At 60.5% G+C, this 16708-nt stretch carries 14 protein-coding genes and 2 pseudogenes; 8 read left to right on the forward strand and 8 right to left on the reverse strand.

All coding sequences use genetic code 11. The features are described 5' to 3' along the window. A pseudogene (locus B2994_RS02880) lies at positions 1–235 on the forward strand (NADP-specific glutamate dehydrogenase); the annotation flags it as partial. A 140-nt stretch (positions 236–375) separates the two neighbouring features. Here B2994_RS02880 and B2994_RS02885 read toward each other — a convergent pair. From B2994_RS02885 to dnaA, 8 genes are all read right to left on the reverse strand, one after another. Then, on the reverse strand, positions 376–1503 hold the full coding sequence (locus tag B2994_RS02885; protein ID WP_291526887.1) for an alpha/beta hydrolase: 1128 nt from the start codon (positions 1501–1503) through the stop codon (positions 376–378). A 70-nt stretch (positions 1504–1573) separates the two neighbouring features. Further along, positions 1574–2074 carry a DUF3566 domain-containing protein gene (locus B2994_RS02890; RefSeq protein ID WP_291526888.1) on the reverse strand — a complete coding sequence of 167 codons (501 nt, stop codon included), beginning with the start codon at positions 2072–2074 and terminating at the stop codon, positions 1574–1576. 45 nt (positions 2075–2119) lie between these two features. Next, positions 2120–4819 carry a DNA gyrase subunit A gene (gyrA, locus tag B2994_RS02895; RefSeq protein WP_414630628.1) on the reverse strand — a complete coding sequence of 900 codons (2700 nt, stop codon included), beginning with the start codon at positions 4817–4819 and terminating at the stop codon, positions 2120–2122. 87 nt (positions 4820–4906) lie between these two features. Continuing rightward, positions 4907–6976 (reverse strand): DNA topoisomerase (ATP-hydrolyzing) subunit B, encoded by a 2070-nt coding sequence (gene gyrB / locus B2994_RS02900; protein WP_291526926.1) that lies wholly within the window; start codon positions 6974–6976, stop codon positions 4907–4909. Positions 6977–7119: 143 nt separating this feature from the next. Beyond that, positions 7120–7599, reverse strand: coding sequence for a DUF721 domain-containing protein (locus tag B2994_RS02905; RefSeq protein ID WP_291526889.1), 480 nt, complete (start codon positions 7597–7599; stop codon positions 7120–7122). Beyond that, complete coding sequence (gene recF, locus B2994_RS02910; RefSeq protein WP_291526890.1) at positions 7596–8774, reverse strand: DNA replication/repair protein RecF; 1179 nt, start codon at positions 8772–8774, stop codon at positions 7596–7598. Before recF ends, B2994_RS02905 begins: the two co-directional genes overlap by 4 nt. A 19-nt stretch (positions 8775–8793) precedes the next feature. Next, positions 8794–9915 carry a DNA polymerase III subunit beta gene (gene dnaN, locus B2994_RS02915; protein WP_291526891.1) on the reverse strand — a complete coding sequence of 374 codons (1122 nt, stop codon included), beginning with the start codon at positions 9913–9915 and terminating at the stop codon, positions 8794–8796. Between the two features lie 471 nt (positions 9916–10386). Beyond that, the gene (gene dnaA / locus B2994_RS02920) at positions 10387–11982 is read right to left on the reverse strand and encodes a chromosomal replication initiator protein DnaA (protein WP_291526892.1); all 1596 of its coding nucleotides are present in this window, start codon (positions 11980–11982) and stop codon (positions 10387–10389) included. Positions 11983–12328: 346 nt separating this feature from the next. Here dnaA and rpmH point away from each other — a divergent pair, with 346 nt between their 5' ends. The 7 genes and pseudogenes from rpmH to B2994_RS02955 form a co-directional block, all read left to right on the forward strand. Further along, the gene (rpmH, locus tag B2994_RS02925) at positions 12329–12463 is read left to right on the forward strand and encodes a 50S ribosomal protein L34 (RefSeq protein ID WP_004106067.1); all 135 of its coding nucleotides are present in this window, start codon (positions 12329–12331) and stop codon (positions 12461–12463) included. Between the two features lie 26 nt (positions 12464–12489). Continuing rightward, positions 12490–12846, forward strand: coding sequence for a ribonuclease P protein component (rnpA, locus tag B2994_RS02930; protein ID WP_291526893.1), 357 nt, complete (start codon positions 12490–12492; stop codon positions 12844–12846). Then, the gene (gene yidD, locus B2994_RS02935; protein ID WP_291526894.1) at positions 12843–13151 is read left to right on the forward strand and encodes a membrane protein insertion efficiency factor YidD; all 309 of its coding nucleotides are present in this window, start codon (positions 12843–12845) and stop codon (positions 13149–13151) included. The genes rnpA and yidD overlap by 4 nt, the downstream gene beginning before the upstream one ends. 14 nt (positions 13152–13165) lie before the next feature. Then, a complete protein-coding gene (gene yidC, locus B2994_RS02940) occupies positions 13166–14176 on the forward strand; it encodes a membrane protein insertase YidC (RefSeq protein ID WP_291526895.1) in 1011 nt (336 codons plus the stop codon). 81 nt (positions 14177–14257) lie between these two features. Next, a complete protein-coding gene (locus tag B2994_RS02945) occupies positions 14258–14833 on the forward strand; it encodes a protein jag (protein WP_291526896.1) in 576 nt (191 codons plus the stop codon). A 194-nt stretch (positions 14834–15027) separates the two neighbouring features. Continuing rightward, positions 15028–15774: a 16S rRNA (guanine(527)-N(7))-methyltransferase RsmG gene (locus B2994_RS02950; protein ID WP_291526927.1), complete on the forward strand. Its 747-nt coding sequence runs from the start codon at positions 15028–15030 to the stop codon at positions 15772–15774. Between the two features lie 623 nt (positions 15775–16397). Beyond that, positions 16398–16708, forward strand: a pseudogene (locus tag B2994_RS02955) (ParA family protein); the annotation flags it as partial.

Consider the following 16708-nt stretch of genomic DNA (forward strand, 5'->3'; position numbering starts at 1 on the left):
GCCAACGCCGGCGGCGTAGCTGTTTCCGGCCTTGAAATGAGCCAGAACAGCTACCGTCTGAGCTGGACCTTCGAAGAGGTCGATGCCAAGCTGAAGAGCATCATGGAAACCATCGTCGCCAACTCGCTTGGCGGCCGCCAAGGAGTATGGCTCCGAAGGCGATCTGATGCTCGGCGCGAATGCCGCCGGTTTCGTCAAGGTCGCCAACGCCATGGTCGCCCAGGGCGTGCTCTGATTATCGTCCCGACATTACGCGACACTATGCGGCCGGTCTCCCTGATGAAGCTATAGGGGGAGCCCGGCCGCTTCCGTACTATTACGCATGATGGCTCCCCGGCTCTTCGGCCTCGCCGCAATCGACCGCCGACCGCCTGGTCAGAGGCGATCCAACGCCTTGTCGACTGTGGTGGGCGGAAAGATGGAACACCAGGCGGTAACCGACGCCCATGAGGTGACAATGCCGAAATACCGACGACGAGCCTCGGGCTTGCTCATGGTCAGATCGTGAATACCGCCGGGAATGCGCGCAACGGCCACCAGATCCCCCAGTTTCAGCGCGGCCTGGCGGATTGCCGTGACGTCGAGCACCACATCGGCCTCGCGCATGCGTTCATCCCAGTTTGGTTGGATCATTGACGTGTTCGACGTGCACACCAGCACCGGAACCTGGATGTCCAATCCAGCCGCCACCTCGGCCTGTCCATTGAAGATGGCCTGCATCCAGCCGGCGCGGGGCAGAAACCTGCCACCGGTGACCTGCGCCGACGAGGGATAATCCCATTCGCCGCCCTGTGCATGTTCGATGATCCGTCCGTAGAAGCCCGGATCGTTCAGCGGCAGCACTGTTTTGCCCCCCGCCAGCAAGAACCCCTTCAGCACCGGGGTGGTGATCACGCGGAACATGGTATTGCCCTGCAGCTCCAGCCAAGGGGAATTCAACGCCAGCGCGCGCACATGATGCGGATGCTCGCGGTTGGCCCACAGCGACATAATGAGCCCGCCTTCGGAATGCCCGATGCCGAGAATACGTACGGCACCGCCAAGTTCGACGACGATCTGATCCCTTAATGCGTTCAATTCGGCGGCGTAATCATGCAGATCCTCGATGTACCCCGGCGTTTCCCCCTCTCGCAACGACCGGCCATACCGCCGCAGATCCACCGCGTAAAAGGCGACGCCCAACGACTCCCAATACTCCGCGGCATGGCGGCGATAGAAATAATCGTTCCATCCATGCACATACATGATGGCCAGCGGTTTGCCCGCCACGGATCGTCGCCAGCGCAGCCACCGCTCGCGCATGCCGAGACCGGCCGGGTTCTTGCGCACAAACGTCGCAACGACATCGCCCTCGCCGTCCCGCCCCAAGTGGACGGTCGCCTGCTGATAACCATCCATGATCGCGTCGGGACGCCATTCGTCCATCCGATACCCGGTTTCAGGCTTGAGGTCGGGGTCGACGGCGGCAACAAGGTGAGAGGCGTCCCCGGAACCGGCTCCCATAACGGCAGCAGCCGCCGGCGCCGGTTCATTCGACGCTGGCGGCTGCTGGTCAGTCGCGTGTTCGCCCTTCTCAGTCATCGCCAAGCGTCAGATGGATGCCGCCGACCAAGGCGCATACCACGTTGTAGAGGAACGCGCCGATGGTGGCCAGCACCATGATGAGGACTACTTCGAAAATCGACAGGATGGTGGTCGCCGAAATCACCGTGCCGAAGGACAGCACGCTCGACAGATCCAATCCGGACAGGCCGGTGCTCGATATCATGCTGTTGACGGAATCGAACAAGCCGATCATGTTGAGCAACGCCCAGATCAGCGACACCGCCACAATCTGGATAATTGCCCCGGCGATGGCCAGCAGGAACGACACCTTGGCCACGCTCCACGGATCCACATGCGTAAGCGACAGCTTCATGCGACGGGCGCGAGGAACGCGCCGCACCGGGGCCACCGGCGCGGCATTCGACTCGGATGAGGCTGCGACGTAATCGCCCGCCGAAGCAAAGGCCTCCGGCTGGGAGGTCGCGGAGCGGGGTATGCGGACCTCGGACTCGTTACCGTTATCGCTCATGGATTCTCCTTGGTTCCTGATGCCGTATCTTAGGGCAGACTACCACTACTCGTGGCCCTGCTGATCGGCGTCCTGCGAGGCTTCACCGGATTGTGACGCCGTGTTCTCGCCCGACGCGTCGGATTCGTCCGAATCGTCCTGCTCCGGGTTTCGCGCGATCGAGATGATCTCATCGCCCTTGTCCGGCTTGGCCAGCGTGACGCCCTGCGTGGTGCGTCCGGTGCGCTTGACCTCGGACACATCGGAACGGATCACCTTGCCGGACTTCATAATGGCCAGAATCTGATCCTCTTCGCCGACCACCACGGCACCAACCAGCGTGCCGCGCTCCTCGGTAAGCTGCACGGCCTTCACGCCCAAGCCGTTGCGGCCCTGCAGACGGTATTCCTCAATGGCGGTGCGCTTGGCAAAGCCCTCGTTGGTGACCACCAGCAGGTCCTTGTCCGTGTCGCCCCACACCACGTCCATGGCGAGCAGTTCGTCGCCGTCGCGGAACTTCATGCCCTGCACGCCGGCGGTCTGGCGGCCCATGGGTCGCAGCTGCTCGTCGTTGGCCTCGAACTTCAGGCTCATGCCTTGCCTGGAAACCAGGATGATGTCGTCCGTGTTGTTGCACAGCGCCGCGCCGATCAGCTCGTCGACGGGCTCTCCCGTGGCCTCGTCGGCCATGAGCCGCACGGCGATCAGTCCACCGGCGCGAGAGGAGTCGTATTCGCTCAGACGGGTTTTCTTGATCTTGCCTGAACGGGTGGCCAGCACCAGGTACTCGGCCACTTCGTAATTCGGGATGGACAGCACGGTCTGGATGGCTTCGTTCGGCGCCAGCTGCAGCAGGTTCGCCACATGCTGCCCCTTGGAATCGCGGGATCCCTCCGGCAGCTCATACGCCTTGAGTCGGTAGACGCGACCGCGGTTGGTGAAGAACAGCAGCCAGTTATGCGTGGAGGTGAGGAAGAAATGATCCACCACGTCGTCCTCGCGCAGCTTGGCGCCTTTGACGCCTTTGCCGCCGCGGTGCTGGGCACGATATTCATCGGCCTTGGTGCGCTTGATGAACCCGGAGTGTGTCAGGGTGACCACCACGTTCTCCTCGGCGATCAGGTCCTCGACATTCATCTCACCGGAGAACGGAAGGATCTTGGTACGGCGATCATCGCCGTACTTGCTGACGATCTCATCCAACTCGTCGCCGATGATCTGGCGCTGACGTTCCGGACGGGCCAGGATATCGGCGTAATCGGCGATCTTGCGCTGGAGTTCCTCATGCTCGTCGATGATCTTCCGGGTCTCCAGATTCGCCAGACGAACCAGTTGCATCGACAGGATGGCATCAGCCTGCACCTGATCGATGTCGAGGAATTCCATCAGCTTCGGACGGGCGTCGTCGCGACCCTGGCTGCTGCGAATCAGCTTGATAACCTCTTCGATGGCATTCAGCGCCTTGAGCAGACCCTGCAGAATATGGTCGCGTTCCTCGGCTTCGCGCTTCAAATACGCGGTGCGGCGCGCAACCACGTCGAGCTGGTGGCGCACCCAGTGGCGGATGAAGGCGTCAAGGCTCAGTGTGCGCGGCACACCGTCGACCAGGGCGAGCATATTCGCGCCGAAGGTCTGCTGCAGCTGGGAATGCTTGTAGAGGTTGTTCAGCACGACCTTCGGCACGGCATCGCGCTTCAAGACCAGCACGAGTCGCTGGCCGGTACGCCCCGAGGTTTCGTCGCGCATGTCGGCGATGCCCTGGATCTTGCCGTCGCGGACGGCCTCGCGGATCGACACCACCAGACGATCGGGGTTGACCTGATACGGCAGCTCGGTGACCACCAGGCACATGCGGCCGTTGATCTCCTCGGTGTTGACCACGGCGCGCATGGTGATGAGGCCGCGACCGGTGCGATAGGCCTGCTCGATGCCCTTATGGCCGAGAATGGTGGCGCCGGTGGGGAAGTCCGGCCCCTTGATGCGGGCGAGCAACGCCTCGAGCAGTTCCTCGCGGCTGGCGTCCGGATGGTCCAGCGCCCAATGCACGCCGTCCGCCACTTCGCGCATGTTGTGCGGCGGGATGTTCGTGGCCATGCCCACGGCGATGCCGGACGAACCGTTGACCAGCAGGTTCGGGAAGCGCGCGGGCAGCACGGTCGGCTCCTGCGTCTTGCCATCATAGTTGGGAATGAAGTCGACGGTGTCCTTGTCGATGTCGCGCACCATTTCCATGGCGAGCGGCGCCATGCGGCATTCGGTGTAGCGCATGGCGGCGGCGGGATCGTCGCCGGGGGAGCCGAAGTTGCCTTGACCGTCAACCAGCATGTACCGCATGGACCACGGCTGGGCCATGCGCACCAGGGTGTCGTAGATGGCGGCGTCGCCGTGCGGATGGTACTTGCCCATCACCTCGCCGACCACGCGTGCGCACTTGTTGTAGCCGCGGTCGGGGCGATAGCCGCCGTCGTACATGGCGTACACCACACGGCGATGCACCGGCTTCATGCCGTCGCGCACATCGGGCAGGGCTCGATCCACAATCACCGACATGGCGTATGCCAGGTAGGATTCGCGCATTTCCTTCTGCAGGTCGCGCTGCACGATGGCCGTGCCCTTCAGCAGGCCGTAATCGGTGGTGTCGGCTTCCTGCGGGCTCAGCGGCTCGCTGGAACCATCGGGGGTGGGCTGGTCCTTGAACGAATCCTCGCCGTTCGCGCCCTCTCCGTTCAGATTCTCATCATGTTCGTTGTTGTTGTCGTCTGCCAAAGCTGTGTTCCTTTGTTGTTAGCTTCTGTAGCTCCGAATCGCGGTTGCGCGGATTCCTTCCGTCGGGATCCGCGCAACCGCCCGTTCTCAGGCGTCAATGAAGCGGGCGTCGTGGGCATTGCGCTGGATGAAGAGTCGACGCGGTTCGACCTCGTCGCCCATCAGCATGGAGAAGGTCTCATCGGCCTGGGCCGCATCCTCGATATGGATCTGCTTGAGGATGCGATGATCGGGATCCATGGTGGTCTCCCACAGCTCCTGATACGTCATCTCGCCCAGACCCTTGTAGCGCTGGATGCCTTCGCCCTTGGGCAGCTGACGGCCGGCGGCGCGACCTTCGGCGAGCTTGCGGTCGCGCTCGGTATCGGTGTACACGAAGTCGTGCGCGCCCTTGGTCCATTTGATGCGGTACAGCGGCGGCATGGCCACATACACGTAACCGGCGGTGATCATCGGTCGCATGTAGCGGAAGAACAGCGTCAGATTCAGCGTGGCGATATGCGCGCCATCCACATCGGCATCGGCCATGATGATGACCTTGTGGTAGCGCACCTTGCTCAGGTCGAAATCCTCGCCATAGCCGCCGCCCACCGCGGTGATCAGCGATTCGATGGTGTCGGACTTCATCATGCGGTCGAGGCTGGCGCGCTCGGTGTTGAGGATCTTGCCGCGCAGCGGCAGGATGGCCTGAGTAATGGGGTTGCGGCCCTGAATGGCGGAACCGCCTGCGGAATCACCCTCCACGATGAACAACTCGCACTCGGCCGGGTTGCTGGACTGGCAGTCCTTGAGTTTGTCGGGCATGCCGGCGGACTCGAAGATCGACTTGCGACGCGTGTTTTCGCGCGCTTTCTTGGCGGCCAGACGGGCGCGGGATGCCTCGATGGCCTTCTGGATGATCATCTTGGCCTCATTGGGATGCGCGTCGAACCAGTCGCCGAGCTTCTCGGTCATCACTCGCTGCACGAAGGTCTTGGCCTCGGAGTTGCCGAGCTTGGTTTTGGTCTGGCCTTCGAACTGCGGGGTGGTGAGCTTGACCGACACCACAGCGGTCAGTCCTTCGCGCACATCGTCGCCGGAGAGGTTCTCGTCCTTCTCCTTGAGAATGTTCTTTTCCCTGGCGTATCGGTTCACCATGCCGGTGAGCGCGGCGCGGAAGCCCTCCTCGTGGGTGCCGCCTTCGGTGGTGGAGATCGTGTTGGCGAAGGTGTGCACCGCCTCGGAGTACGCGGTGGTCCACTGCATGGCGATTTCAGCGGAAATGCCGAGCTTGAGGTCTTCCGCCTCGAAGTCGATCACATCCTCCTCGACCGGCGTGGATTTGCGGGACTTGACCAGATAGACCACATAGTCCTTGATGCCGTTCATGTACTGGTAGGTGACGGTCTGATGCAGCTCTTCAGCCACGTTGTCGCCGTCCCCGGCCACCTCGTCGCCGGCCTGGTCGAGCTGTCGCTCATCGGTCAGCGTGATCTTGAGCCCCTTGTTCAGGAAGGCCATCTGCTGGAAGCGGCTGCGCAGGGTTTCGAAGTCGTAGACGGTGGTTTCGAAGATCGCCGGATCGGCCCAGAACGTCACGGATGTGCCGGTGGATTCGGTCTCCTCCATCGGACGGTCCTTCTTGAGCGGGGCAACGGGCTTCTGGTTCTTGTAGGTCTGGGTCCAGTGGAATCCCTGGCGGCGTACCTCGATGTCCACCTGTGTGGACAGCGCGTTCACCACGGAAATGCCCACGCCGTGCAGGCCGCCGGACACCGCGTATCCGCCGCCGCCGAACTTGCCGCCGGCATGCAGCTTGGTCATCACCGTTTCCACGCCGGAGATGCCGGTAGCCTCAACCACGTCGACGGGGATGCCTCGACCGTCATCGACCACTCGGATGCCGTTATCCGGCAAAATGGTCACTTCGATGTGACTCGCATAGCCAGCCAACGCCTCGTCGACGGAATTGTCGACAATCTCATACACCAGATGATGCAAGCCTCTGGAACCCGTGGAACCGATGTACATGCCCGGGCGAATGCGCACGGCTTCCAGTCCTTCAAGCACCTTGAGGTCGGACGCGTCATAATGTTCAGGCGACAATGAGTCATCGAGCTGGGCATCTTTGAGTTCGCCGGATTCGGTAACCTCGTTCGGCGTTTCATCCGTATTCAGTTCTGCCACTGAAGAATTCCTTTCATGCGCAAATACCCTGCTTCGGTGAGGGTTCCGCGCGACACCATACGTCCCAAAACGCCAATAACGGGCGTTTCTGGGCGTCTACCCGTCTCCGGCTAGGGTACCAGCAATAGGGGACGTCAGCCCTGTGCGCCCCCATATCGCCTATAGCCGAATCTGCCGCTTTGAGGCCCGGTAACCACCACTTTTTCGATGGGCAGCCCCGCCAGGCGTTCGGCGATCTTCGCCCGGAGCTGCGGAATCAGATAGGTCAGCTGCGTCGCCCATACCGTGGATTCCGCCCGAATGGTCAGCACGCCGTTCGCATAGCCGGCAGGACGCGAATGCATGGCGATGCCGGATCCGACCACGTCGTCCCAATGGTTCTCAAGTTGCGCGAGTTTGAGATGCGGCCCCCAGTTGCCGCTGACCGACAGCGCATCCGCCACCGATCCCAGTCGGCTGGGGTCGCGACCGGGTTTGCCGAAGTTGAGCCACGCCTGTTCGGCCTTGCGCAACCGGGACGCACGGGAGAATCGCCGTTGGGTGAATCGCTCGAACACTTCGGCCGGCAGCCGGCGCGGATCCAGCCCCAGCTGTTCGGCGATGGGCTGCTTCATGCCGGGTCTCCGATCATGGCCGCAATATCGTCGTGGTCGTTTCCACCGTCAGCCGTCAGATCCTCCACATTGATCACCGTGGCATGACGGGTGCGGGGAATGTCGCCGGAGGCGGCCACGGTGATCAGCACCTGCTGCTGGGCGGCGGCGAATTCCAGGATCTGGGCGCGCCTGGATTCGTCGAGCTGGGCGAAGACATCATCGAGGATGACCACGGGAGAGCCGCCTTGGTCGCGGATCAGCTCGAACAGCGCCATTTTCAATGCCAGGGCCATCGTCCACATTTCGCCGTTCGAAACGTATGCCCTCGCATCCATGCCGGCAAGTTCAATGCCAAGGTCGTCACGCTGCGGGCCGATCAAGTTGATGCCGCGCGAGGCCTCGCCCGGGTAGATGCGCTGGAAATGCTCACTGATGGCCATTTCCGGATGTTCCGACAGCATGACCTCCTCGAAGCCGGGGCGGTATGCCAGACTGGCTCGTTGACCGGCGGCACCGGCGCTATGGCCGGACAGTGTCGCATAGAGGTCGGTGAACGGGCCGGACAAACGATCAACCAGTCTGGCCCGCGCACGTGTCAACGCCACTCCCAGTTCGATGAACTGCCCCGTCCAGATCTCCAATCCGCTGAGCGCCCGGTCCACGGTTTCGCCGTCGCGGGAACGCTGGGCGATCTGCTTGAGCAGTGCAGCGCGCTGTTGGGCGATATGCCCGAATCGCTGTGCGAGATCGTAGTATCCGGCGTCCAGCAGCGCGCCGGCCTGGTTGAGGAACCCGCGGCGGACGGCCGGATCAGCCGAAATGAGTCGCTGATCCTCCGGAGCAAAGGCGATGCAGGGAATCCGTCCCACGATATCACGCAGGTAGACGCTGGAGCCGCCGTTGATCCGGCCGCGGTTGGCCCCTCGGACCGGCACGGTCACCTCATAGGTGACGGTACGGCCGCCGTCAACGACATTGGCTCGGATAACGGCCGATCGTTCGCCTCGCTTCACCAATGGCACCGATGACGCCGTCCGATGGCTGGCACCGGTGGCCAGCACCTCCACCGCTTCGACGATATTGGTTTTGCCCAGTCCGTTGCGTCCCCGCAGGATATTGACGCCCGGCTGAAGATCAAGAACGCAGGAGTCCCATGAGCGGAAGTGGTCAAGCGCGAGTTTTGAAATGTACATGAATGAGGTTGGTCGCCCGTCAGTTGAAGCGCATCGGCACCAACAGATAGCGGTAGTCCATCGACTCGTCGGAGTCCGCCTCCTGCTGGCCGTTGAATTCGACGGCCTTCACCGCCGTGGTCATCTTCATGCGAACGAACGGTTCGGTGATGGCCGCGAGCCCCTCCTTGAGGTATGAGGGGTTGAACGCGACGGTGATGTTCTCGCCGTCCATGTCCACGTCAAGCACTTCGGTGGCCTGGGCCTCGTCGGCGGCACCGGCGGAGAGGGTGAGCTCCTGGCCGGAAAACGCCATGCGGATCGGGGCGTTGCGCTCGGCCACCAGTGCCACGCGGCTGATGGCGTCCAGCAGCAGTTGGCGGTTGATCACCGCGTGGATCGGGTATTCGTCGGCGAATAGGCGGTCGACTGCCGGGAATTCCCCGTCGATCAGCTGCGAGGTGGAGACACGGCCGGCGTTCTCGAAACCGAGCAGGCTCGAGTTCGCCTCGTCGAAGTCGATGACCACGTTCTGCGAGGTGTCGAGCGATCGAGCCACATCCTTGAGCAGGTTGCCTCGGACCAACGTGATGGTGTCAACGTCGAGGTCCTTGGGAGTCCAGGTGAAGCTGGCGCGGGACAAGCGGAAGCGGTCCGTCGCGGTCATGACGACCTTGTCACCGGTGAAGTTGATCTTCACGCCGGTCAGTACGGGCCGGCTTTCCTCGCGGGACACGGCGACGGTCGCCTGGTTGACTGCTTGGACGAATGTGGGGGCGTCCACTTGTCCGAGTTTGGCCGGGACGACCGGAAGATCCGGGTATTCGGAGTCGGGCATGAGTTGCAGGGTGAACGTCGATTTCCCGGATGTGATGGTCAGTTTCGAGTCGTCGGTGGAAAGGTACGTTTTCTCGCCCGGAAGACTTTTGGTGATATCCGCCAGCAGCTTGCCCTGGACAAGGGCGCTGCCTGCCTCGTCCACGCCGGCTTCGATGTGGTGTCGGGCTGAGACCTCGTAGTCGAAGGCGCTGAGTTGCAGTGCCCCGTCAAGCGCTTCAAGTTGCAAACCTGCAAGAATCGGTGTGGCCGGTCGGGCGGGGATGACGCGTGTGGTCCAAGCTACGGCATCGGCTAGCGCTGAGGAATTGATTTCGACTTTCATTGTGCCCCTTGGCTTTGGTGGTTCGTGATCTGAAGTTCATTCTAGCGAAGGGGCGGGCGTTTGTCGGTGCTTCGTTGGCGGGCCAGTGATGATGGCGATGATGAGCTTATATATAAGGTTCATCATCGTAATAAAGGCGGTGGATACGGTGGATAACTTGTTTTTCGGGCGGAATGACGGTTATCCACGCAGTTGGTCACAGTGGACAACGCGGGGAAGTGGGTGTGTGCAAATGCCCGAGTTATCCACCGCTTGCGGACGTCTCCAAAGTTGTCCACAATTTCGGTGGATGCATCCACGACTTGTTACCAGTGAAATTCGGCGTTTTCCACCGGATATACCCAAGGTTTACCCACATTCGTGGAAAAACCTGTGGATAACTTTTTTGGAGGGGCATCACACGAAGAATGTTCATATGCTCCGCGCCGGTCTGTCCGGAAGACGCCGGACGAATGGGGCCAACCGCCGCGATCAGCCGTTGGGATGTTGCTTGAGCCGGATGGTCAACTCCATCACGTAGTTGTAGATCTCGCGCTTCTGCTGCATTTCGTCGCTGATGCGCGTGCAGGCGTGCAGCACGGTGGTGTGGTCGCGCCCGCCGAATACCTGGCCGATGTCGAACAGCGACATGCTGGTCATCTCCCGGGCCAGATACATGGCGATCTGCCGGGCGTTGGCGATGTTCTTGGTGCGTGACCGGCCCACCAGATCATCAAAGGTCAGGCGGAAGTATTTCGCCACCTGGGTGATGATGTCGGTGGGCTTGACCTCCACGTCGGCGGAGAAGAAGTCCTGCAGGGTCTGCTCGGCCAACGCCCTGGTCACCGGCTGGTTGTTCAGCGAGGCCATGGCCGTGACGCGGGTCAGCGCGCCCTCGAGCTCTCGAATGTTCTCAGTGAATCGCTCGGCAATGAGATCAAGCACATCATTGGGCACCGTCACATTGTTGCGCGAGGCGATCATGCGCAGAATCGCGATGCGGGTCTCCAGATCCGGCGGCTTCACGTCCACGGTCAGGCCGGAGTCGAAGCGGGAGATCAGTCGGGCCTCGAAGCCCTTCAGGTTTTTCGGAGCCACATCGGAGGCGATCACAATACGTTTGTTGGCCTGATACAGCGCGTTGAAGGTGTGGAAGAACTGCTCCATCGTCTCGGTCTTGCCGCTGAGGAACTGGATGTCGTCGATCAGCAGCACATCCACTTCGCGGTAGCGCTGGTTGAACGCGGTGATCTGACCTTGGGATCGCGCGGAATTCTGCAGGGCCGAGATGAATTCGTTGGTGAATTCCTCACTGGTCACATACAGCACCTTGAGCGAGGGGTCCTTGATCAGCGCGTAGTTGCCGATGGCGTTGAGCAGATGGGTTTTGCCCAGTCCGGAACCGCCATAGATGCACAGCGGATTGAAGTCCCTGCCGGATCCCTCGGCCACGGCCAGTGCGACCGTGCGCGCGAAACGGTTGGAATCGCCGGGCACGAAGGTGTCGAATGTGGCGTTTTTGTTGAGATGGGTGCTGGGGTCGCGCTCCACCTTGTGCCTGTCGTTGGGATAGGTCGGCGTGTCGAATGAGGGCTGCACCATCTCGGTCTGCGCGAACGAATCAGCCAGATCGTCCACACTGGGCTGGTCGGTGGCGGGGGACGGGGAGGCCTCGGGCACGGCATACGGCGACGCGGGAGCCTCCATCGGATCCGGCAGCAGATAATCCTGCGTGGCGACGCCGCCCTGCTGGCGTGGCCCGGCGGCACGCGGCTCCTGCCGTGCGCGGGCCTCCTGCTTCGGCTGCCGCGACTGTTGCGCCGGCACCACCTTGACGGCGGGGAACATGTCTTTGCCGGTGACCATGTTCAGCGCCTCCACCAGCGGGGCGTTGAGCACATCCATAATTGCCTGCTGGGTGGCCTTGCTGGTCACGCGCAGAATAATCGTGGTGCCGAACATGGCCTCGGGCGTGATGTCCTCAAGCCAGCCCTTGTCGCGTGCGGTGAGGTTGTCGTTATGGCGCAGCAGTTGAAGCACAACATCCCACAGACGCTTGGTGTCGGCGTCCGGTGTAACTTGCCCCATGGCATCCTCCCCTCTTGTTGGCTGTGACGGTCGTCCCGCGGGTCGTGCAAATACGTGCAAATAACAGTAGGACATCTTGACACGAATTTCTGAAGTTATCCACAGCCTCGCGTGTTGCGGTGTCGTAAATGTGAATAACATGGGTGTAATTTGTGGATAACTCAGACGGCAAAGGCGTTATGGTGCATGGTTTCGCGGTGGCTAAAGTAATCCACAAATGTGGGGAACGATGTGGATAACTCGTCCCTGTTTTGACTCAGTCCGGCCAGGCGTGTACTTTGGTATAGCTTGACTTCAAGAGAAGCCGTGCTGAAGCATGGCTCAACACAGACCCGGGAGTACAACCATGAAGAGGACATTCCAGCCTAACAACCGTCGCCGTCACATGAAGCACGGCTTCCGCGTTCGCATGCGCACCCGCGCCGGCCGCGCGGTGATCAACCGTCGTCGTGCCAAGGGCCGCAAGTCCCTGTCCGCCTGATCGCCAAGAAACCGCTTATTACCAACGTGGAACGGCTGAAGAGCCATCAGGAGTTCGTTGCGGTGCTTCGTCGCCGCACGAAGGTGGGGTCGAAGGACATTGTGGCGCATTATCGCCTCACCGATCCCGCTTCGAATGGCGCGGCGAATCGTCGTTTGGGATTGGCGGTATCCAAAGCGGTGGGCACAGCGGTGACCCGAAACCACGTGAAACGTCGTTTCCGGCAGCTGGCCCGCATGTATGAAGACCACCTGCCGGAATCATGCGACGTGGTGCTGAGGGCCAAGCCCTCGGCGGCGACGGCTGACTATAACCAACTGGCTGCGCAGATCGCTTGCACGTTTCGCAAGATCTACGCTAAAACCGCGGCGCGTAACTCATGACTACGTTCATGGGCAAGGGCGTGGCTGCGGCGATCCGCTGGTATCAAACCCGCGTTTCCCCGCTGTTCCCCCCTCGCTGCCGGTACTATCCCAGTTGTTCCGCATATGCGCTGACCGCAGTGCAACGGTTCGGGGCTTTCAAAGGCGGCCTGCTGGGCATATTGCGCATCGCACGCTGCATGCCATGGAATGCGGGAGGCATTGATGATGTTCCCCGCGTCTTTTCGCTGTTTTACCGGTTTCGCTGGTCCAAGGCCCATGAGGAGCCTCGCCTGGTGCCACTGGCATGGGAATCCAAGGAATAGGATCCGACACTTCTATGTATGACGCACAACATTTCACGCTTGACAACGGCATTTTCGGTTTCTTCTATTCGATCCTAAGACCGATTGAATGGCTGATGACCTGGATCATGAAGTTCTTTCATGATCTCCTGGTGCTGATCGGTTTCCAGGATGGTCCCGGCGTCGCGTGGGTGCTGTCCATCGTGTTCCTGGTGCTGGTGGTTCATGCGATCATCCTGCCTGTGTGGTGGCGCTCAATGAAGTCCATGCGCAAAACGCAGGCGATCCAGCCTGAGCTGCAGAGGATCCAACGCAAGTACAAGGGCAGGAACGATCCAGCCAGCCGTGAGGCCATGAGCCGCGAAACCATGAAGCTGTATCAGGATCAGGGCGCGAACCCCATGGGATCCTGCGGCGTCATGTTCATCCAGGGCCCGGCCTTCATGTGCATGTGGTATGTGCTGTCCGCCGTGTCGTATATCGCCACCGGCGTGCGTGAGCCGCTCGGCGCGTTCACCAAGGAGGTCGCTTCCGATTTCGCCGCCTCCTCCGCCTTCGGTGTGAATCTTTCCCAGCGGTTCCTGGAATCCGACCTGACCGGCAAAATCGTGATGGGCCTGTTCATCGCGGTGATGTGCCTGACGCTGTTCTTCCTGCAGTTCAACAACATGCGCAAGAATCTGCCCAAGGCCTCGATGCAGGGATCGATGTACACCATGCAGAAGTTCATGGCCTTCGGTTTCCCCGTGATGTACATCTTCTCCGGCATCGCCTTTCCCTTCGCCGTGCTGGTGTACTGGGTCACGTCGAATATCTGCAACCTGGCACGAAGCATGTTCCAGATCTACACCATTCCGACGCCGGGCTCTCCCGCGGCCGAAGAGAAAGAGACGCGAGACCATAGGCGCGAAAACGCCCGTCGCGCCAAGGCCGGCGAGATGTCTCTGGAGGAGGAGGCTCTGGTGAAGGCCAAGGAAGCCGCCGAGCGCAAGCAGCAGGACGGTTTCCAGCGCCACCAGCCGGTTCGCAGGAAGAAGAAAAAGTAGGCCGGATCCGCCACGCCGACTGTGCACAACGTAGTCGGTCTAGACTGGAATACTGGTACCAGCTTGGGTAAGGAGACAACTATGGCAGACGACGCGAAGACGATCGATCAGCTCAATGAGGAAGCCGATATCGCCGCCGATTACCTTGAGGACCTGCTTGATATCGCCGATTACGAGGGCGATATCGAAATGGGCGTGCGAAATGGTCGTCCGACGGTGCAGATCGTGGCTGATGACGATACGGATATCAAGCATCTCATCGGGCGCAATGGCGAAGTGGTTGACGCCCTGCAGCAGTTGACTCGTCTTGCCGTGCAGCAGAAAACCGGTGAGCGGTCCCATCTGATCGTTGATGTGGACGGATTCCTGAAGCGCAAGCGTCAGCATCTGCGTGACATTGCCTTGGATGCGATTGATGATGTGCGTGAAACCGGCGAGCCGGTGGATCTGAAGCCGATGAATTCCTTTGAGCGCAAGATCGTTCACGATGTTGTTCGCGAGGAGGGGTTCAAGTCGCGTTCGCACGGTGAAGAGCCGCACCGTCATGTGACCATCTATCTTAAGGCCTCGCATGCGGAGTCGTTGGATGGCGAGGATGTGGACGACGAGTTCGACGACGTTACGGAGCCGGTCGAGTCCACGGCGGTTGAGGAGTAAGCGGCATTCGCATAGCCGGCAACCGACGGCGATGCGATCGACGGGGATAATGGTGCGATGCGGTCTGATTGCCGGTCGGTGCGACCCGTCGAATCGTTGTGAGTGAGTTTGGGGCTTTCATCGTGAATTTGAAAGGCGCGTCCGTGGAACAGCAAGAGCTGGAGCGTAAGGTTTTCAAGGCGTCCGATCCCACGGTGACCGACGGGCTTGCGGGTTCCCCGGTCCTTCGTGAGGTATTGGGCGATGCCTATGATCGTCTTGAGATTTTCCATGCGAAGCTGATGGCCGAGGGTGAGCCCAGGGGCCTGATCGGTCCTCGTGACGTGCCGATCGTATGGGAGCGGCATATTCTGAATTCCGCAGCGATCGTGCCATTTGTTCGCGATGCCGCCGAGGGGTTCAAGCGCAAGACCATTGCCGATATCGGTTCAGGTGGTGGGTTTCCGGGGCTGGTCGCCGCGGCTTGTTTGCCCGAGTTTCAGGTTGTCTTGGTCGAGCCTATGGAGCGTCGGGTGGAATGGCTGCGGGAATGTGTCGAAGCGATGCAGCTGAATAATGTGCGCGTGGTGCGGGCCCGGGCCGAAGAGCTGATGCCGGTTCGTGGCCGGGGGCGGGGGCATGATACCGCGCATGCCGGCAGTCATAAAAATGAGAGTAATTCTCATATTCATTCTGCCGTTCCTCGAGATATGGTCGGAAGGCTCTTTACGGTGGTGACTTGCAGGGCAGTTGCGCCTATGACCAAGCTGTCCGGCTGGACCTTGCCGCTGTTGGTGCCGGGTGGTCGATTGGTGGCTCTTAAGGGCCGCAGCGCACAGGCGGAGCTGGATAAGGCGGCTCGCGAGATAGGCAAGGTCGGCGGTGTACGACCTCGCGTCGTTGAGGCGCAGGTCGGTCCTGGGTTGCAACCCACCCATGTGGTGCTGGTGGACAAGCGCTGATTGTCAACCGGTAGCCGGGTTTGTCGCCTTACTTGACATATATTGCAGCGGACGTTGTTCCGGCATACTATGCCACTGCTGGTGGGTGCGCCCTGAAGCTGTACGGTAGATGGGTGGCTGGCTTGGAAGCGACTGTTGTTCTTTCGTTCGTCGTTCTTTGCGCGAGAATTCTCTGATGTCTTCTTTAATCTCAATAGATGTTTCACGTGAAACATGGCCGGTTGCCGTGATTGCCAAGCTGTGTGCATAGCGGCTTGGCAATCACGGGGGGGGCGAAGTGAGTTATCCACAATAGTGAAGGCCGGGAAAAGTTATCCACATTTTCTCCGATTTGGTGGTAGGGGATAAAGAAACGTTGAAAATATAGGGATTTCGAGGTGTGCAACCCCTATATGTAGGGTTCGTTCAGGCTTGACTATCCACAGTTATCCACTGTTATACACAGGCGTGTGCATAAGCTGTTGATAGGCGTTTATCTTGTCCAGTGAGTCCACAAAACTGGTCAATACTGCGTATAAGGAGGACTTGTGGCGAAGATGGACCAGCAACCATCACCGGAAGATGATGAATTCGAATCGGCTGATGACGTTATCAAACGCATTTTTTCGGACGGTTCATCTTCATTGGGATCGACCATAGCGTCAAGCGCCAACCGATCAAAGGAGCTTGATGAGCAGGTTTATCCCAAACCCTCGCGTACACGGTTTATAGCTGTGGCCAACCAGAAGGGCGGCGTGGGTAAAACCACCACCACGGTGAATATCGCGGCGGCTCTTGCCAAAGCGGGGGCCAATGTAATGGTCATCGACATGGATCCGCAGGGCAATGCGTCCACTGCATTAGGCGTGCCGCATGGTAGCGGTATGCCGTCGGTGTACGACATTATTGAGGGGCGTTCCTCCATCGAGGACATCAAAATTCCCTGCCCTGATTT

Origin of the sequence: Bifidobacterium sp. UBA744, assembly GCA_002298605.1 — a bacterium.
Classification (GTDB): domain Bacteria; phylum Actinomycetota; class Actinomycetes; order Actinomycetales; family Bifidobacteriaceae; genus Bifidobacterium.